14 protein-coding genes are annotated in these 18,346 nt (G+C 68.2%); 3 read left to right on the plus strand and 11 right to left on the minus strand.

All coding sequences use genetic code 11. From position 1 onward, the window contains the following. The first annotated feature begins 5 nt into the window (after positions 1-5). On the plus strand, positions 6-1,292 hold the full coding sequence (locus KIH73_RS04420; protein ID WP_219081004.1) for a serine/threonine-protein kinase: 1,287 nt from the start codon (positions 6-8) through the stop codon (positions 1,290-1,292). Positions 1,293-1,553: 261 nt separating this feature from the next. Here the strand turns inward: KIH73_RS04420 and KIH73_RS04425 are convergent, their stop codons facing one another. The 5 genes from KIH73_RS04425 to dnaK all read right to left on the minus strand — a co-directional run bounded on the left by KIH73_RS04425 (position 1,554) and on the right by dnaK (position 7,022). Beyond that, positions 1,554-2,225 carry an HAD family hydrolase gene (locus KIH73_RS04425; protein ID WP_219081006.1) on the minus strand — a complete coding sequence of 224 codons (672 nt, stop codon included), beginning with the start codon at positions 2,223-2,225 and terminating at the stop codon, positions 1,554-1,556. Between the two features lie 263 nt (positions 2,226-2,488). Next, positions 2,489-3,061: a heat shock protein transcriptional repressor HspR gene (locus tag KIH73_RS04430; protein WP_219081008.1), complete on the minus strand. Its 573-nt coding sequence runs from the start codon at positions 3,059-3,061 to the stop codon at positions 2,489-2,491. Positions 3,062-3,203: 142 nt separating this feature from the next. Then, positions 3,204-4,211 carry a DnaJ C-terminal domain-containing protein gene (locus KIH73_RS04435; RefSeq protein WP_219081010.1) on the minus strand — a complete coding sequence of 336 codons (1,008 nt, stop codon included), beginning with the start codon at positions 4,209-4,211 and terminating at the stop codon, positions 3,204-3,206. 183 nt (positions 4,212-4,394) lie between these two features. Further along, on the minus strand, positions 4,395-5,147 hold the full coding sequence (gene grpE / locus KIH73_RS04440; protein WP_219081013.1) for a nucleotide exchange factor GrpE: 753 nt from the start codon (positions 5,145-5,147) through the stop codon (positions 4,395-4,397). 15 nt (positions 5,148-5,162) lie between these two features. Beyond that, a complete protein-coding gene (gene dnaK, locus KIH73_RS04445) occupies positions 5,163-7,022 on the minus strand; it encodes a molecular chaperone DnaK (RefSeq protein WP_219081015.1) in 1,860 nt (619 codons plus the stop codon). An 841-nt stretch (positions 7,023-7,863) separates the two neighbouring features. Between dnaK and KIH73_RS04450 the strand changes: the two genes are divergently transcribed. Continuing rightward, the gene (locus KIH73_RS04450) at positions 7,864-9,141 is read left to right on the plus strand and encodes a Fic family protein (RefSeq protein WP_219081017.1); all 1,278 of its coding nucleotides are present in this window, start codon (positions 7,864-7,866) and stop codon (positions 9,139-9,141) included. 152 nt (positions 9,142-9,293) lie between these two features. On the opposite strand, the gene KIH73_RS04455 is transcribed toward KIH73_RS04450, so the two are convergent. Further along, positions 9,294-9,647, minus strand: coding sequence for a hypothetical protein (locus tag KIH73_RS04455; RefSeq protein WP_219081019.1), 354 nt, complete (start codon positions 9,645-9,647; stop codon positions 9,294-9,296). A gap of 66 nt (positions 9,648-9,713) precedes the next feature. Here KIH73_RS04455 and KIH73_RS11195 point away from each other — a divergent pair, with 66 nt between their 5' ends. Further along, positions 9,714-10,319, plus strand: coding sequence for a hypothetical protein (locus KIH73_RS11195; RefSeq protein WP_219081021.1), 606 nt, complete (start codon positions 9,714-9,716; stop codon positions 10,317-10,319). A gap of 271 nt (positions 10,320-10,590) precedes the next feature. Here the strand turns inward: KIH73_RS11195 and KIH73_RS04465 are convergent, their stop codons facing one another. From KIH73_RS04465 to KIH73_RS04485, 5 genes are all read right to left on the minus strand, one after another. Beyond that, on the minus strand, positions 10,591-10,824 hold the full coding sequence (locus KIH73_RS04465; RefSeq protein ID WP_219081023.1) for a hypothetical protein: 234 nt from the start codon (positions 10,822-10,824) through the stop codon (positions 10,591-10,593). Between the two features lie 612 nt (positions 10,825-11,436). Then, positions 11,437-13,500: an alkaline phosphatase gene (phoA, locus tag KIH73_RS04470; protein WP_219081024.1), complete on the minus strand. Its 2,064-nt coding sequence runs from the start codon at positions 13,498-13,500 to the stop codon at positions 11,437-11,439. A 327-nt stretch (positions 13,501-13,827) separates the two neighbouring features. Next, positions 13,828-16,416 carry a glycoside hydrolase family 31 protein gene (locus tag KIH73_RS04475; protein ID WP_219081025.1) on the minus strand — a complete coding sequence of 863 codons (2,589 nt, stop codon included), beginning with the start codon at positions 16,414-16,416 and terminating at the stop codon, positions 13,828-13,830. Positions 16,417-16,666: 250 nt separating this feature from the next. Beyond that, positions 16,667-17,494: a carbohydrate ABC transporter permease gene (locus tag KIH73_RS04480; RefSeq protein WP_219081026.1), complete on the minus strand. Its 828-nt coding sequence runs from the start codon at positions 17,492-17,494 to the stop codon at positions 16,667-16,669. 1 nt (position 17,495) lies between these two features. Then, on the minus strand, positions 17,496-18,335 hold the full coding sequence (locus tag KIH73_RS04485) for a carbohydrate ABC transporter permease (protein WP_236022586.1): 840 nt from the start codon (positions 18,333-18,335) through the stop codon (positions 17,496-17,498). Between the last annotated feature and the right edge of the window lie 11 nt (positions 18,336-18,346).

Genomic DNA, 18,346 nt, shown 5'->3' on the forward strand with positions numbered 1-18,346 from the left:
CAGCCATGACCGGCACCACCGCACACGCCAACGACCGGCCCACCGCCTGCTACGTCCCCAGCAATGGCCCGGCGGATGGCCCGGCGAATCAGCCCACCACGTCCAACCCGCACATTGTGCACGTCCAACGCTCCGCGCCCACCCCGCCCACCGCGGTGATGTTCGACAACCGCTACCTCATCGTCCGCCGGCTCGGCGAGGGCGGCATGGGCCGGGTGATGCTGGCGCGCGACACGTTCCTGTACGACCGCGAGGTGGCCATCAAGCAGATGCGTGCCGACCTGCGCGACGACGAGATGTTCCGCCGCCGTTTCGCCCGGGAGCAGCGCATCCTCGCGCTGGCCGGCGTCACGCACCACGTGCCCGCCCTGTACGGCATCGGCACGGACGCCGCGGGGTCGCCGTACTACGTCATGGAGTACGTGCGTGGCCACACGCTGCACGAACTAATGCACCTGGACGGGGGGACGCCGACGTTCCGCCCCGAGGACGTGCGTCGGCTGATGGTCGAGGTGTTCGAGGGGCTGTCCGAGATCCACCGGCTGGGGTTCGTGCATCGCGACGTCAAGCCGAGCAACATCGGCATCGACGAGTCCGGGTGCGTCAGGCTGATGGACTTCGGCATCGCGCGCTCGTTCGGCACCGACGGCGACGCGATGACGGTCGTCGGGCAGCAGGTCGGCAGCGGGCAGTACGCCTCGCCCGAGCAGCGCCGGTGCGAGCCGGTCGACGACCGCAGCGACGTGTACTCGGCCGGCGTGCTCATGTTCGAGCTGCTGACCGGCAGGATGCCACGGTCCGAGACGTCCGGCGGCCTGCACCCGCCGCGACTGGTCCAGACACCGTCCGACCTGGTGCCCGGAATGCCGTCGTGGGCGGACGAGCTGTGCCGGCTCGCGTTGCGGCCGCGCGCCTCGGAGCGTCCGTCGGCGGCGCAGATGATGGAACGGCTGCGCATGGTGCAACCGGACGTTCGAACGGCGGGAGGCCCGGTGCCGGCGTTCTCCGTGCCGGTGCGGCACTTGCCGTCGAATGCGGGGGCGGGCGCCGCGATGCGGTTTCTCGGCAACCTGTATTTCCGAGGCGGGCGCTGCGTGGCGCGCGACCATGCCGCGGCCGGACGCTGGTACGCGCGTGCCGCCGCGAACGGCGACTGCCGCGCGCTGTACAATCTGGGCGTCGTCGATCTCGCGTCACGCCATCCGGCGGAGGCGCAGGCCGTGTTCCGCGCGGTCGCGGAAAGCCCGAATGCCGACGCCTCGCTCAAGGCCTGTGCCCGGGCACGGATGTGATCGAGCGGACCGCATGCCCTGACCTGTGGGCCGAGTCCACGGGGCGGCCGGCGGGCAAGTACATCGATGTTCCTTGCCTAGGTGCGGTAGATATGAGGGTCTGCAGACACCCAACTGCGCTACGTGAGGCACCCGGAACGCCATACCCCCGGGTACGACCGGCGGTATTCCGCGGCCGATACCCGGGGGTAGGCCGAAAGATTGCCTCACCTAATGCAGATAGATGTCCGCAGACCCTCGAATCCGCTACAGCTAATGCAGTTAGCGCCCAAGCCGTTCGCGCACGAGCGCGTCCAGCGTCTCGGCGGTCACGCCCGCGTACGAATCGATCGAAGTGTACTGCCCCAGACCGGAGGTGTCGGTGCGGATCCACCCGGTCTGCGCGATGACGGTCGCCCCGGAGGCCACGCCGGAGCGCAGACCGGACGACGAGTCCTCGAACACGATCGTGGCGGGCATGTCCTCCGCGGCGATGCCGAGGCGCCGCGCGGCCTCCAGGTACGGAGCGGGATCGGGCTTGTGCGCCACGGGGTCGTCGCCGCATACGTAGCCGGCGAACAGGCCGACGGCCTGGCGCATCACGTTCTCGACGATGGGGCGCGGCGACGTGGAGACCAGCATCGAGGGAACGCCCGCGTCCTTGAGCGAGCGCACCACGTCGAGCACGCCGTCGATCCACGGCAGACGCTCCTGCTCGGCCTCGAAGACGTAGCGCTTGAGCCGCACGTCGATCTGCTCGACGCTCAGCGTGCAGCCCTTGGCGATCATGCGGCGGGCCACGTCCGGCACCGGCGTGCCCGAGCCGGCCCAGCCGTCCTCCTCGGTCCATTCGCCGCCGTTGGCGTGGGCGAGCACGATCTCGCCCTGGTGCCACAACGGCTCCGAGTCGATCAGGGTGCCGTCCAGGTCCCAGAACACCGCTTTCAGTTCCATGCCTCACCTCGCGTCGGTATGTATGCGCCGTATGTATGTCGTCCGCGGCGTCGATGACGGCGGTCGCCGGGGCGTCACGTTCCGGGTGCCGACCCGGTATGCCCGTGACGCCCGGTTCTCGGGAATCGAGCCGCGTCCGCGTCCCGTCATGTCGATTCGCGTCGTCTCCATCTCACCAGAAGTCCGCGACGTGCGGCCGCGCAGCGCGGCCGGCGCGCGGCCTCGATCAGCGCCGTCGGCGCGCGGGGCATCGCAAGAGACGGCTACCGCACGCCCCACACGACGATGGCCTGGGAATCGCCGGGGTCGGCGGCGTCGGCGGAACCGTACCGGGTGCTGCGCGACGGCAGCGCGCGCGGGTCGACCTTGATCTGGCGGCGCCAGCGGCGGGCGCTGCTCTCCTGCTGGATCTCGACGATGTCGCCGTCGGCGTCCGCGGCGAACACGCTCGTGCCCTGCGGCCGGCGCAGCCGGGCGACCTGCCGGCGCAGTTCGCGGTTCTCCTCCTCGAGCGCGAGGATGCGCGTCACGCCGGCCAGGTTGATCCCCTCGTCCTGGCTGAGCCGCTGCGCGTGGGACAGCCGGGACACGTCGCGCAGCGAGTAGCGGCGCGCGCCGCCCTCGGTGCGCTGCGGGACGACGAGCCCCAGACGGTCGTACTGGCGGAGCGTCTGCGGGTGGACGCCGGCCAGTTCGGCCGCGCGGCCCACCGTGAACACGGGCAGTTCGATGTCGAACCCGACCTCGCTGGCGCCGTCGAGATCGGCGCGGCCGGTGACGATGGCGGTGGCGCACATGTCGTAGAGTCGCCGTATCTGCTGGGCTATGCGTGCCATGGCTCCTCCTTTACGCCCCGTGCGCCGCCGCGCCGATTCGTTGTCTGATGGTTGTCATGATGCCGGAGTGCGTCCCGGCTCCGGGTCGGGCCCGGAAGGGGCCGGGGCGCGCCCGCGAACGGGCCCATCGCCCCGTCGCCCGTCACCGCTGCGCGGCGAGCTGGTCGGCGAAGTCGCCGGACTCCTTGTCGAAGTCCTTGGCGGCGCGCTTCAGGCCCATGCCGGGCTTGGAGGGCACGCGGATCTCCACGCGGCCGACCAGGTCGCCGGCGCTGTTCGACGCCTTGACGCCCTTGCCGGCGACGCGCACCTCGGTGCCGCTGGACGAGCCGGCGGGCACCTTGAAGACGACGGGGTTGCCGTCGATGTCCTTGGCCTCGACCTTCGCGCCGCAGACGGCCTCGCCGACGGTGACCGGCAGGGTCGTCACCAGATCGCGGCCGCGCATCGTGAAGCGGTCGTCGGACTTGACGTTGACCTGCAGGTACAGGTCGCCGGCCTTGCCGCCGTTGCGGCCCGGCCGCCCCTTGCCGGCCAGGCGGATCCTCTGCCCGTCCTTGACGCCGGCGGGGATGTGCGTCTTGAACTTCTTGCCGTCGGCGCCCAGCGAGACCGTCGCGCCCTTGACCGCCTGGCGGAACGTCAGCGTGATCGTGGAGTTGCGGTCCTCGCCGCGCTCGGGCCGCGGGGCCTCCTGCCGGTAGCCGCCGTACTGGCCGCCGGCGCCGTACGGGCCGGCGCCCGACCCCATGTTGCCGAACATCGAGAAGATGTCGTTCATGTTCGCGCCGTTGCCTGAGGTCTGGAAGCGGATGCGCGAGCCGTCGCCGCCGCCGAACATCGAACCGAAGATGTCCGAGAAGCCGCCGGCGTCGAAGCCGCCGCCCCCGGCGCCGCCGGCGAACCGGGCGCCGCCCATGCCGAACTGGCGGATCGCGTCGTACTTCTGACGCGACTCCTTGTCGCTCAGCACGTCATACGCCTCGGAGATGTCCTTGAACTTCTCCTCGGCCTCCTTGGTCTTGTTCAGATCGGGGTGGTACTGGCGCGCGAGCTTGCGGTAGGCCTTGGTGATCTCCTGCTCGGTGGCGTCCTTGGAGACACCGAGGACCTTGTAGAAATCCTTGGATAGCCATTCATTCTCTGCCATTCTCGCTGCCTCCTTTCATAAGCATCGATGTCAGTGGAAACTCCTGTGGCGCAGAAGCGGATGGATGGTGCGCGGCTGCTGTGTGGTCGGCTGCGTTTCGGCAGTCGATCGCACAGCAGCCGCGATGGCATATGCCGCCCGTCGTCCGGGGCGGAGCGGCGTGCGTCGCCGTCGCCAGCGTCGTCAGTTCTGCGGGGAGGCGACGACCACGCGGGCGGCGCGGATCACGCGGTCGCCGATGCGGTAGCCCGCCTCGACCACGGTGTCCACGATCTCCTTGTCCGCGTTCGGATCCGGCCGGTGCAGGATCGCGTCGTGCCTGGTCGGGTCGAACTCCTCGCCCTTTTCGCCGAACTTCTCGACGCCGAACTTCTCGAAGGCCTTGTCGATCTTCGCGGAGACGGCCTTGAACGAGTCGTCCATCTCGCTGTGCTCGCGGATGCGGTCGATGTCGTCGAGCGCGGGCAGCAGCGCGGTGAGCACGTCGATGATGCCGTGCTGGCGGAAGCGCTCCTGCTCCTTCTGCGCACGGTTGCGGTAGTTGATGAACTCCGCGCGTTCGCGCTGCAGCGCCTCGAGGTATTCGGCCGCCTCCTGCTTGGCCTTGCCGAGCGGGGTCAGCGTGTCGTCGCCCTGCTGGGCGGCGTCGGATGCGTCGTCGGCCGCCGCATCGCCGGAGCCGGCGGCACCGGCGTCGGACGCGGAGGCATCGGAGGCCTGGTCGCCGGAGGCGGCGTCCGCCTCGGCCGAAGCGTCGGTCGGGGCACCCGTCGCGGCGTCGCCCGCGGGCGCGGCGGCGCCTTCGGGGGCGGACGGCTCCTCGGAACCGCCCGCGGCGGGGCCGGAACCGGCCGGAGCCGGCTTCGCGGAGGCGTCCGCGAAGTCGTCGGCGTCCGGCAGGTCGTTCAGGTAATCGTCCTTGTTGAACTCAGACATGATTGCCTGCCTCGATTACTTGTTGTCCTCGTCGTCCACGACCTCGGCGTCCACCACGTCGTCGTCACCGCCGTTGTTGGCGGAGCCGGACGCGGCGCCGGCGTTGGCGTCCGCGGCGCCCTGCTGGGCGTACAGCGCCTGGCCGATCTTCTGGGCGGAGGTCATCAGCTCGGACTGCTTGGTCTTGATGGCCTCGATGTCCTCGCCCTTCAGGGCCTCCTTGAGCTCGTTGACCTTGTCGGTGACCTCCTTGGCCACGTCGTCGGAAAGCTTGTCCTTGTTGTCGTTGACGAGCTTCTCGGTCTGGTACGCGAAGGACTCGGCCTGGTTGCGGGTCTCGGCGTCCTCGCGGCGCTTCTTGTCCTCCGCCTCGTGGGCCTCGGCCTCCTTGACCATGCGGTCGATCTCGTCCTTCGGCAGGCCGGAGCCGCCGGTGATCGTCATCGACTGCTCCTTGCCGGTGCCCTTGTCCTTGGCGGACACGTGCACGATGCCGTTGGCGTCGATGTCGAAGGTGACCTCGATCTGCGGGACGCCGCGCGGCGCCGGGGCGATGCCGGTCAGCTCGAAGGTGCCCAGCGGCTTGTTGTCGCGGGCGAACTCGCGCTCGCCCTGGTAGACCTGGATGAGCACGGACGGCTGGTTGTCCTCGGCGGTGGAGAACACCTCGGAGCGCTTGGTCGGGATCGCGGTGTTGCGGTCGATCAGCTTGGTCATGATGCCGCCCTTGGTCTCGATGCCGAGGCTCAGCGGGGTCACGTCGATCAGCAGGACGTCCTTGCGGTCGCCCTTGATGACGCCGGACTGCACGGCGGCGCCGACGGCCACGACCTCATCCGGGTTGACGGACTGGTTCGCCTCCTTGCCGCCGGTCAGCTCCTTGACGAGCTCCTTGACGGCCGGCATACGGGTCGAGCCGCCGACCAGCACGACGTGGTTGATGTCGCCCACGCCGATGCCGGCGTCCGCCAGCACGTTGTTGAACGGGGTGCGGCAGCGGCCCAGCAGGTCCGAGGTCATCTCCTCGAAGTGGGCGCGGGTCAGCGTCTCGTCGAGGTGGACCGGGGTGCCGTCGGGGGTCATCGCCAGGTACTGCATCGAGATGGTGGTGGAGGTCGAGCTCGACAGCTCCTTCTTGGCCTGCTCGGCGGCCTCCTTCAGGCGCTGCAGCGCGATCTTGTCCTTCGACAGGTCGACGCCGTACTTGTTCTTGACCTCGGTCACGAGCCAGTCGATGATCTTCTGGTCCCAGTCGTCGCCGCCCAGGCGGTTGTCGCCGTTGGTGGCCTTGACCTGGATGGTGGAGAAGCCGTCGTCGTCCTTGCCGATCTCCAGCAGGGAGACGTCGAAGGTGCCGCCGCCGAGGTCGAAGACCAGGATGCGCTCGTCCTCCTTGCCCTTCTCCAGGCCGTAGGCCAGCGCGGCCGCGGTCGGCTCGTTGATGATGCGCAGCACGTTCAGGCCGGCGATGGTGCCGGCGTCCTTGGTGGCCTGGCGCTGGGCGTCGTTGAAGTACGCCGGGCAGGTGATGACCGCGTCGGTGACCGGCTCGCCCAGGTAGGCCTCGGCGTCGCGCTTGAGCTTCATCAGGATCTGCGCGGAGATCTCCTGCGGGGTCCACTTCTTGCCGTCGATCTCGACGGTCCAGTCGGTGCCCATGTGGCGCTTGACCGAGCTGATGGTGCGGTCGACGTTGGTGACCGCCTGGCGCTTGGCGACCTCGCCGACGAGGATCTCGCCGGACTTGCTGAACGCCACGACCGACGGCGTGGTGCGGGCGCCCTCGGCGTTCACGATGACGGTCGGCTCGCCGCCCTCAAGCGTGGCGATGCACGAGTTGGTGGTACCGAGATCGATGCCTACTGCACGTCCCATTGTTTCGCTCCTTTATGTTCGGTTGTCGTTACGTCTTTCGCCCAGGTTCTGGGTGCTTCCAAAACTTGAGCCTACACCACTCAACTTTGGGACGCAAGTTATTATTCCCGGTTTTGAGGGAATTTTTGGGCGATATGGCGAGGGCGCGGAGGATTGCGGCGCGAGAGGCGTGGCGGCCGAGCGATTCACGTGCGCCCCGGATGCCAAGGCGCTCGCCCGGCTCCAAGGATGTCTCACATGCCGGGTCAACGCAGGCATCGAAATGCCCCCGGGAAACGGCCGACGCCACCCTTGGACACCGGATAGCCCCGGGGAACGGACCGGCACCGGCCACACTCACACCGCACCGGCCTACAGTCATCCCGCGCCGCCCCGCGCCGCGCAGGCACACCGCTCGAAAGTGCCGGGAACGGGCGGGTGCCGGCCCGTTCCCGGGCCCATCAGAACCGGCGCACGATACCCAAATTCGCGGCCAGGATTGCCGCCCCGCGGAGTGGTTTCTTGATTACGCGTAGCAAATTCGGGGCCTTGCAGACACCAAATCGCATTACGTGAGGCACCGGAACGCCATATCCCGAGTACGACCCGCGGAATTCCGCCAGTCATACTCGGGGTACGCCCCAAAGCCCACCTCACCTAATGCAGATCGATGTCCGCAAACCTCCAAATCCACTACAGCTAACGCAACTGCACCACCAGCGCGCGCGGCGTACGCCGAGGGCCCGCGACAGCGACGCCCCGCCTCGGCACACAGCACGCCCGACATCACCCTCACCGGCGGATAAGTGGTAATAAACATCACCCTTATTATCACTTATCGCATATGTGATAATAAGAAACTATGACCACATCGGATATCGGCTCCGCCGCCCCCACCATCACCCTGCCCGCCCCCGCTTGGCACAACGGGTACTGGCGTCCCCGAGATGGGACCTATCTGTCACGCACGCAGCGTCTCAAGGAGACCGGTCCGTACCGTTCGGCGATACCGTCACGGATTGCGGACCATGACATCGTCTTCCCGGCCGACATAGCCGCCGACCTGGAGGAAACCGCCGCCAGACTCGCCGATTTCGACGCCTATGCGGGCCGGAGGTTCGACGACGCGGCAGGTCGCGACGACCATGCCGCGGCCGACCGGCACACACGCACGCTCGGTCCGATGTCCGCGGTGCTGCTGCGCACGGAATCGACCTCGTCCTCTCAAATCGAGCATCTGACCGCCGGTGCACGGGCCCTGGCGCTCCAGGAGCTGGGCGAAGGCAAACGCAACGATAACGCCGCCGTGATATCCGGCAATGTCGCGGCGATGGAGTCGGCATTGCAACTGGCAGATGACCTGTGCGAGGACAACGTGCTGCGCATGCACCGGGCGCTGCTGTCCACGCAGCAGGGATGGGAGCCATATGCGGGCCGGTACCGCACCGAGCTGGTCTGGATCGGCGGCAGCGGGCACGGACCGCGGCACGCCTCTTACGTGGCGCCGGAGGCCGACCTGGTTCCGAGCTGCATGGCCGATCTGTTCGAGTTCGTCCGGCGCGACGACCTCCCCGTCATCGCACAATGCGCCATCGCGCACGCCCAGTTCGAGACCATCCACCCGTTCGCCGACGGCAACGGGCGCGTCGGGCGGGCACTGATTCATGCACTGCTGCACAACAAGGGACTGGTGACCCACACAACGCCGCCGGTATCCGCCGGGCTGCTCACCGACACCGACAGATACTTCCAAGCATTGCAGCGTTACCGACAGGGCGATGCAACCCCGATCATCTCGTGTTTCGCCCAGGCATGCCGCTTCGCCGCAGCCTCCGGTCGCAAACTGGTAGACGATCTTGCCGCGCAACTGAATCAGGCAAGGACGGCCCTGCGCGGGATCCGCGCGGATGCGGCGGCATGGCGCGCCCTGCCGTTGCTGGTCGGACAGCCGATCGTCAACGCCGAGTATCTGATGCGGGAGATGCACATATCCGCGATGACGGCGTACCGCAGTCTGGACACGCTGACGGAACGAAACATACTCACCGTGACAACCGGAGGGCGACGCAACCGGGTGTGGGAGCATAAGGGCATCATCGACGTGCTCGACGACTATGCGGCGGGGTTGAGGCGGCGTTAACGAAGCGTCAACGCACGGCGAAGAAGACATACCCCGCCCCGACTGTCAATGTGATACGAACAGGGCTCCTTATTATCACTTATGCGATAAGTGATAATAAGGAGCCCCGCCCATATCAGATGCGGCCGGCGACAAGCCCGGCCACGGAAACGTCAGCGAGCGGTCGCGCCGCGGCGCATCTCGTCGCGCAGCCGCTCCAGCTGCCGTTCGAGCTGGTCGATGCGCCGGGCCTGCTGCATGATGATCAGGCCGTAGATGTCCGCGTCGCCGCGCCCGCGGCCACGCTCCGGCGCGGCCGGCTCATACCGCGCCGACAGCTCCATGGACGTCAGCTCGTCGTCGTCCTTGCGCGCGTGGCCGACCGGCGGGGTGACCGGCTGCGTCCACCGCTGGGACTCCGGCACGTCGAACCGTCCGACGCGCACGTCCCCGGCGGACCCGGCGCGGCGACCGTCGCGGCCGCCACGCGAGCCGGCATGCTCGGCCCCGGCCGTTCGGCCACGCACACCCGCCCGATCACGACCGGTCGTGCGAGCATGCCCGGATGTCCGTCCGCGCCCCGACGATTCGGCATGCCGGTCCGGTTCCGGAACGTCCCCGGACTCCACGTCGTCCACGGCCCCGCTCGCATCACCGTTCACGACACCACCCTCGAAGCCGATCGCAGCACCATCGCGCTCGGGCGCGGCGCCGCCCCCATCTTCCGCGCGCTCGCGTTTCCGCGCCTCGCCGCCCGCTTCGCCGGCATGCCCGACGCCACCGGCACCGCCGCACCCGACTTCGGCCGGCACGCCGGAGCCGATGCCGTCCGCCGCAGCCCCAACCGGTTCGATGCCGCCCCTCGCGTCGGCGGCGCCGACGCCCTGCCGCCTGACCGCGCCATCGGGCTTCTCCGTCTTGAAGTACCGCCGCCATCGAGCGATGCATCGCTCGATGCGTTTGTATCCGATCAGCGAGGAATCCAGTCCGGCACGCCGGAAGATCTGCGCGGGCGACTCCCCCGCCTCGTACTGGCGTATGCAGTCGCGTTTGAATTCCTCGGTGTAGTGGATACGGTTCTGCGCGACCCGCTCGACGGCGGGCAACGACTGCAGATATCTGATCTCACGGGCGCTGAATGTTGCTGTATCCGCGTTACGTGTCATAACTACTCCCACTTTCCGCGTTTGCGTCCATAGGTTTCACTGGTTAGGTGACGAAAACCCGTCACTATGCTGTAAATCCGCTGGCAGCCATCTCCACATACGGCTTCACACGCACCGATGGCCGACACCCCGCCGGAAGGTGCCGACCACGCGCTTTCAGCGAACCGTCGGCCGGTCCGGTCCGCGCAGGCCCCGCACGGACCGGACCGCGACGGCGGCCGTCATGCCGTTCAGTCGCGCATCGCGTTGCGCGCGTTGCGCGACTTCGTGTACATCGCCACGCCCGCGCCCGCGACGAACAGGCTCAGCACCACGAACAGCGCGCTGCCGGCGGCGCCGGCGGCGACGTCGCCGGCGCCGTGCCCGGGTCGGGCGAATCGGCCTGGATCGCGTCCCGGATGATCCGGTCGCCGCCGGTCTCATCGGCCGCGAACGCGGTCCCGGCGATCGCCGAAGTGGCCAGCATTGCCACGGCGGCGACGGCCGTGACCAACCTGAACGAAACACCCCCTTGTCGACGCCGATAGGTCTTGTGCATGTTTCCGTTCTCCCTGTACGAGTGCTTTCTCCGGCCATCCGCACCGCCCGACAGGGCGCACCCGACGACCCCGGCACGTGGCCATACCGATTCCAGATGCTAACACCCCGAAAACCACCCGGTCTATACCCCCTATCCTTCCATGTTACCCACGCTTTTATCGATATAATTCTTTTAGAAAAAACATTTTCTACAAATTCGCAATACCCCCCGATTTTTACCCCACGTTTTCCAGCACCCGACACAGACCCCCATACGACCCTCCGAACCGGCCGGTTCACACTTTCGCCCCGATGAAACCTGTGAACCGGACTCCTGTTCATCCGCACACCGATTTCACACCATTTCGGTCCGCTGCGACGACGCGGCCCCGATGCCGCCGTCGCGTCCGCCGCCTGAATGTTCAATCGCACATGCCTCCGGTTCACAGGATTCAGCCGGCGAATCCCGTGAACCGACCCCATACGCAAAAACGCCCTGCGGCACATGCCGCAGGGCGTCCGACGGGTCATCCCGTCCCATCTTCGGTTCTATCGGTTCAGGGCATGGGGCCCTCCGCGGCGGGACGCGGCGCAACCGCGCCCGGCGCCGCCGGAGGGGTCATACCCACGTTCAGCGACGACGGTCCTTGACCATCTTGAGCGCGAGCGCGGTGGAGACCAGCGCCGCGACCAGCACGACGGCCGCGATAATCGCCGAACCGGTCTGGCCGAGCACGCCGGCCACGCCGGACTGCTGGCCGTCGGCCTGGCTGTCGCCGGGGTTCTCGACGCTCTCGCCCGGCACGATGCCGGAGACGCTGTCGGCCGGGGCCTGGAACTCCTTGGTCACCACCTTGCCGGACTGCTTGCCGGTGATGGTCACGGTGTAGGACTTGCCCTCGGTGAGCTTGCCGGTCAGGTCGATGCTCATGGTCTGGCCGGTGCGCACGCGCACGCCGGAGATCGGGTCGGTCGCGCTCTTGGCGATGTCGTCGGAGCTGACGATCACGGCGCCGTTGTCGCCGGACTCGGCCACCGTGTAGGAGACCGCCGCGTCGCCGTCGAAGCCGGAGAACTCGACGCGCTGGGTATCGGCGTCGGCGTCGGAGACGAGCTGGGCGTCGGCGCCGTCGGACAGGGCTGCGATCTCCTCGGAGGTCTTGGCCAGGCCGAGCGCGTTGGCGATCGTGTAGAAGTTGTCGGTCTGGTCGGTCAGGCCGATGACGCGCTGGGCGCCGGGGCCGGAGGCGGCGATGCGCAGCTGGGTGCCGGTGTGCGACATCGAGCTCTCGACCTCGTCGAACTTCGGGGCGTCGTCGTTCGCGTACATCTGGTCGGGCGAGGTGCCGTAGGCCACGGTGATCCTGGCGCCGTCGACCGGGGACTCAAGCACGGTGCTCAGCGCGTAGTTCGGCTGCTCCTCGACGATCTGGCTGGTGTGCGCGTGGTCGGCGGTCACGATGATCAGGGTCTCGCTCAGGTCGACCTTGGCGAGCGCGGCGGAGATGGCCTTGTCGAGGTCGTCGGTCTCGCCGATCTGGCCGCAGGCGTTGGCGTTGTGGTCCTGCTTGTCGATCGAGGCGCCCTCGACCTGCAGGAAGAAGCCGTTGCTCTGGCCGTTCGGGTTGGCCTCGAGCAGGTCGATGGCCTTGGCCGTCATGTCGGCGAGCGAGGCGGAGTTGCCGTTGGCGTTCTTGTTGCCGAGCCAGTCGGGGTTGACCGCGCACTGGATCGGGTTCTCGTCCTTGGCCGGGTCCTGCTTGGTGGCCACGGACGGGGCGAACTGGGTCTGCAGGTTGCCGTCCGCCATCAGGGCGAGGACCGGCTTGCCGGTGTACTCCAGGGCGTTGAGCGCGTCGACGTCCTTCTCGACGGTGTCGTAGCCCATGGCCTCGGCCTGCTCCCACACGGTCATGCCCGCGTACTCGCCGGCCTGCACGGTCTGGTGCAGGTACTTGGCGCCGCCGCCGATCGTCACGTCGGCGCGGGTGTCGAGCATCTGCTCGGAGATCGAGCCGATGCCGCCGTTCTCCTTGAGCTGCGCGGGCTCGCACTGCGCGTCGGCGTTGTTGTCGGAACCGTCGGTCTTGCCCTGCGGGCCGTAGCAGGAGCGCAGCGTGGAGTGCGACATCTGGGCGGCCGGGGTGGCGTCCTGGATCTCGGAGGTGGTCACGTTGCCGGTGGCCTTGCCCGCGGCCTTCGCCAGCTCGGTCAGGTTGAGCTGCGGCTTGCCGTAGGCGTCCACGTCGAGCGCGTTGTTGTAGGTCTTGGTGCCGGTGGCCCAGGCGGAGCCGGAGGCGGCGGAGTCGGTGACCGGGGTGACGGCCGGCTCGCCCTTGTCCTCGATGCCGGCGCCGAGCGAGAACGTGGTGTACTGGCCGGTGCCGACGTTGGGGTCGCCCACGTAGCTCGGCTGGCCGATCTTGTCGAGGCCGTCGAACGAGCCGTTCGCGCCGTGCAGGTAGTCGCGGGCGACGGTGATCTCGGAGTCGCCCATGCCGTCGCCGATGAACAGGATGACGTTCTTGGCGTTCTGGTTGCCGTACACGCCCTCGATGCGCTGGGCGCCGCCGTGCACCGCCAGGTCGGCGGCCTGCTTGCCCTCGGCGGCGAACGCGGCGCCGCTGGTGCCCGCGAGCGTGGCCGCGGCGACGAGCGCGGCGAGCGCCCCCTTCAAAGCCTTGTGATTCTTCACTTCTTGCCTCTTTCGTCGGATTCGGGTGCGGCCGGCTGCTCCGACCTTCGTCACAGCCGACTCCGGGGAGGTTCCCACGGGATTCCCCACGTCGTCACGCTAGGCCGGCAAAGCGTCGGGCACGCGACATGAAGACCTCACGGCGGTGAATAGTTGACGCCGAAGCCGAACCGTCGATGAACGACGGATGACTACGTATCGGGAGCGCGGAGTTACGCGGCGCGGGCGGGGCGGTCGCCAAGCCCTTGAACGGCAAGGGCCCGCACGGGCGGCGACCTTCGCCTCCCGTGCGGGCCCTGACGCAATCCGGCGCGCGGCCGGCAGCGCTCAGCTCCTGAGCAGCACCTCCTCGAGCGCCGCCATCACGCTCTGCGGCATATGCGAGACGAAGAAGTCCTTCTCCCCCGCGGGCTCGCGCTCCAGCGCGCGCAGGCCGGCGATCGCGCCGACGCCGTAGCGGCGGATCAGCGACATCGCCGCCTCCTTGGTCGAGTACAGCATCTGCGCGTCGAACAGGACGCGTTCGCAGTCCTCCACGGCCGGCGACTCGGCGAGCGGCAGCCCCGTGGGGAACAGGATCTGCACGCGGGCCGTGGTCGGCACGTCGATCAGGCGCACGCTCAGGCTCATCGTCGCCGCGTCGTAGTCGACGACGGTGGTGCCGAGCAGGTCGCCGTCCCACGGTTCGCCGCCGACGATCACCTGCATGGCCGTCCGCGCGACGCCGCGGAACACCACGGTCCAGTCGCGGCGCTCCGGCACCACCGCGGTGTTGCCCGAGGCCGCCTCGATGACGAACTGCGGCGCGCGCCCCTCGTCCCAGCGCCACGACATCGCGGTCTCGGCGCAGGCCTGCGGCCGGGCGCCGGCCGTCTCGCCGCACACCTCGGCGAACACGCCGGAGTCCTCGCGCATCGTGAACGCGCCGTCCGCGCCCGGGAACACGAGCACGTCGAGCGCGGCCGGGTTCTCGCTGGAGTTGTCCAGCGGATCGGACTGCATCGGCACGATGCCGCCAGCCTTGGCGAACACCGGGATGCGATCGATCGTGCGCCAGGCCTGCATGCGGCGGCCGGCCGGATCGTCGGCGCGGTAGCGGCGGCCGTCGAAGAAGTCGAACCACTCGCCCTGCGGCAGCCACATGTCGGCCTTGCCGCGCATCGACGCCTTGTCGGCCGGGTCGACGATCGGGGCGACCAGCAGCTCGGTGCCGAAGCGGAACTCGTCGGGCACCTGGTAGGCCTCGTTGTTGTTCGGCTCGTCCCAGTACATCGGCTCGACGATCGGATCGCCGTCGAGCGCGGCGCGCCAGTTCATCGTGTGCAGGTACGGGGTGAGCGCCTGGCGCAGGCGCAGCACGTCGACCATCGCGGAGCGCACCGGCTCGTGGAAGTTCCACGGTTCCTTGCCGGAGAACGGCGAGCAGCTGGAGTGCAGGCGGTTGATCGGACTGAACGCGCCGAGCTGGTACCAGCGGGCCTCCAGCTCCTCGTCGCGGTAGCCGAACATGTGCCCGCCGATGTCGTGGCTCCACCAGCCGTAGCCGATGTTGCTCGCGGTGGCGGTGAAGTACGGCTGGAACCTCAGCGACTCCCAGGTGATCACGGTATCGCCGGAGAAGCCGACCGGGTAGCGCTGCGAGCCGGGGCCGGCGAAGCGCGAGAAGGTCAGCGGCCAGCGGCCCTCGCGGCCGGAGTCGCAGTAGTGCAGGTGGTTGAGCACCCACAGCGGGTCGAGGCCGGGCTGACGGGTCACGCCGCCCTGCTGCCAGTCGAGCCACCAGAAGTCGATGCCGTCGGCCTCCAGGTCGTGGTGCATGTCGAAGTACGCCTGGACGAAGCGCGGGTTGGTCAGGTCGAACTCGACCGGCTCCTGCGCCTCGGCGTCCACGCCGACGGTGGCCGCGGCCTTGGCGTACGGCTCCTCGAAGGCGCGGATGCCGTCGCGCGGGTGCACGTTGAGCGTGGTCTTCAGGCCGCGCTCGTGCAGCGCGCCGAGGAACGCCTTCGGGTCGGGGAACAGCTTGCGGTTCCAGGTGTAGCCGGTCCAGCCGGAACCGAAGCGCGGGTCGACGTCGTCGACCAGGTGCCAGTCCATGTCGATCACCGAGGTGGTGAACGGGATGCCCTCGGCCTTGAACCGGTCCATCAGGTCGAGGTACTCGTCCTGCGAGTAGCGGTAGTAGCGGCTCCACCAGTTGCCGAGCGCGAAGCGCGGCAGCAGCGGCGCCGGGCCGGACAGGCGCTGGAAGTCGTGCACGGCCTCGCGGTAGCGGCGGCCGTAGCCGAAGAAGTAGAGATCGGTTTCGGCGTGGGCGCGCGGGGCGATGCCGAAGCCGCCGTAGGGGGCGGGACGCTCGCCGTCCGCGGCGCCGGACGGGTTCGCGCCGCCGGACGGTTCGACGCCGCCGGTCTGCTCGGTGACGAACACGTTGGTCGCGGAGTCGTCGAGCACGGCCCAGCCGTCGCGCGAGACGACGCCGAGGCCCAGGTCGATGGCGCCGTTCGCCTCGTCGAGCGTGCGCGCGGTGCCGCGCAGGTTGCCGCGCGGGTCGTCGCCGTAGTGCCAGGTGTTGAACTGGGAGTCGGGCACGCCCTTGACCACGATGCTCAGGCCCTCCTTGCTGAACGGGCGGCGGTCGTAGGTCAGGCGCAGGGCGGGGGTCTCGACGACGAGCATGCCGTCGCGCTCGCCCGAGCTGAAGCTCACCGAGCCGGCCGGCGCGAACGAGCGGTCGACCGCGGTCAGCGTGGCGTGGTCCTCGAACTCGCCGCTGTCCGACCATTCCAGGCGGATCAGCGACTCGGTGATGATGCCGATGCGCCAATGCTCGCCGCGGAGCGTGGCGGCCGGGTCCATGCCGGGGTTCAGCCCGCGCAGGAACCGGTCGAATCCTTGGAAGTCCTGAGAAGACATGGTGCCTGACTCCTTGTGTCGTTGAAGGGGTGCGAACACCCACCATTGTATTGCAAACGTTTGCATCGACCCGCCGCGCTGTCGGGACGGGCGGGGCGAACGGGCGGCCCAACGCGAGGCGGTTCGTCCCGCCGCCGCAGCCGGGGACGGCGCCGGAGCGCCTCGCCCCCATCGCGAGGACAGGAGGCGAGGCAGGCGGGCCGCGCCGGGACGCGGGAGGCCCCACGTCCGGCGCGGCCCGCGGGCGCGGCTATTTGCCGCTGCCGGTGGCGATGCCGGCGATGAACTGCTTCTGGAAGACCATGTAGACGATGATCACCGGCACGATCGCCAGCGAGGTCGCCGCGAACAGGCCGCCGTAGTCGGTGCCGTACTGGCCGGAGAACATCTTCAGGCCGACGGACAGCAGCATCTTGTCGCTGTCCGTGATCATCAGGAACGGCCACAGGTAGTCCTCCCAGTTCCACAGGAACGTGAAGATCGCGAGCGCCGCGATGCTGTTGCGGCTCATCGGCAGGATGATCTGGTGGAAGATGCGTGCGTCGCCGGCGCCGTCGAGCTTCGCCGCCTCGATGATCTCGTCGGAGATCGAGCCGATGGACTGGCGGAACAGGAAGACGCCGAAGCCGGAGACCAGGCCGGGCACGATCAGCGAGCGGTAGGTGTCGAGCCAGCCGAACTGCACCATCATCTCGTACTGCGGGATGATCGTGACGGCCCACGGCAGCATCATCGTGCTCAGCACGATGCCGAACAGGACGTTGCGGCCGCGGAAGTGCATCTTGGAGAACACGTAGCCGAGCACGGCGCTCACGTAGATGATGATGACGGTCTTGAGCACCGCGACGAACAGCGAGTTGGCGAACAGGCGGAAGAAGTTGAACGTCTCCTGGATGTTCACGTAGTTGTCGACCGTGCTCGGCGTCGGGAAGATGCCGCCGGTGATCTTGACGATCTCGCTGTTGGGCGCGAACGACGAGACGAACATCCAGATGAACGGGACGATCGTGACGAGCGCCAGCGCGAACAGCAACACGGTCACGACGACGGAAAGCGCCTTCTTGGTTGTCTTGCTCATGTCACGCCTCCGTGTTGTCGCCCGACGCCCGGAACATCAGGATCGTCAGGATGCCGGTCAGCACGAACAGGATGACGCTCATCGCCGATGCCGTGCCGAAGTTGTACTTTTCGAACGCCTGGTCGTAGATCAGGTAGCTGATGGTGTAGGTGTCGGTGCCGGGGCCGCCCTCGGTCATCACGAGGATCTGCACGTAGGCCTGCAGGTAGGAGATCAGCGAGGTGATGACGATGAGCAGCGTGGTCGGCTTGAGCAGCGGCAGCGTGATCGAGCGGAACGTCTGCCAGCCGTTGGCGCCGTCGATCTGCGCCGCCTCGTAGACGTCGGTCGGCAGCGCCATGATGCCGGCCAGGTACAGCACGGTCGCGTAGCCGAAGTCCTTCCAGACGGTCATGATGATGATCGCGGGCATGGCCCACTTGGAATCGTTGAGCCAGCTGATGTCGAGGCCGGTGATCTTGTCGATCATGCCGAACTGCGGGTCGAACATCCACATCCACACGAACGAGACGGCGACCAGCGGGGTGATGGTCGGCATGTAGAACAGGCCGCGGAGCGTGTCCTTGCACTTGACCAGCTTGGAGCTCAGCAGCAGCGCGAGCCCCAGGCCGATGACCACGCGGAACAGGATCGAGAAGAACGAGAACACCGCGGTGTTCCACAGCGCCTTCCAGAACAGCCCGTCGGTGAGCACGCTGACGAAGTTGTCGAGGCCGACCCAGTCGTACTGGTCGACCAGCGGGTTCCACTTGTGCAGGCTGCCCGCGAACGCGCTGAAGATCGGGTAGGCCATGAACACCGCGAAATACACGACGAGCACGGTCACGGCGATGTTGCGCATCGTGAAGATGC

Origin of the sequence: Bifidobacterium phasiani, from assembly GCF_019331775.1 — a bacterium.
GTDB classification, from domain to species: Bacteria; Actinomycetota; Actinomycetes; order Actinomycetales; family Bifidobacteriaceae; genus Bifidobacterium; species Bifidobacterium phasiani.

Coding starts and splice junctions, on each gene's coding strand:
- KIH73_RS04420 (WP_219081004.1), top strand. CDS start 6: ATGACCGGCACCACCGCACACGCCAACGACCGGCCCACCGCCTGCTAC.
- KIH73_RS04425 (WP_219081006.1), bottom strand. CDS start 2,225: ATGGAACTGAAAGCGGTGTTCTGGGACCTGGACGGCACCCTGATCGAC.
- KIH73_RS04430 (WP_219081008.1), bottom strand. CDS start 3,061: ATGGCACGCATAGCCCAGCAGATACGGCGACTCTACGACATGTGCGCC.
- KIH73_RS04435 (WP_219081010.1), bottom strand. CDS start 4,211: ATGGCAGAGAATGAATGGCTATCCAAGGATTTCTACAAGGTCCTCGGT.
- grpE (WP_219081013.1), bottom strand. CDS start 5,147: ATGTCTGAGTTCAACAAGGACGATTACCTGAACGACCTGCCGGACGCC.
- dnaK (WP_219081015.1), bottom strand. CDS start 7,022: ATGGGACGTGCAGTAGGCATCGATCTCGGTACCACCAACTCGTGCATC.
- KIH73_RS04450 (WP_219081017.1), top strand. CDS start 7,864: ATGACCACATCGGATATCGGCTCCGCCGCCCCCACCATCACCCTGCCC.
- KIH73_RS11195 (WP_219081021.1), top strand. CDS start 9,714: ATGCCGGTCCGGTTCCGGAACGTCCCCGGACTCCACGTCGTCCACGGC.
- KIH73_RS04465 (WP_219081023.1), bottom strand. CDS start 10,824: ATGCACAAGACCTATCGGCGTCGACAAGGGGGTGTTTCGTTCAGGTTG.
- KIH73_RS04475 (WP_219081025.1), bottom strand. CDS start 16,416: ATGTCTTCTCAGGACTTCCAAGGATTCGACCGGTTCCTGCGCGGGCTG.
- KIH73_RS04480 (WP_219081026.1), bottom strand. CDS start 17,494: ATGAGCAAGACAACCAAGAAGGCGCTTTCCGTCGTCGTGACCGTGTTG.
- KIH73_RS04485 (WP_236022586.1), bottom strand. CDS start 18,335: ATGCGCAACATCGCCGTGACCGTGCTCGTCGTGTATTTCGCGGTGTTC.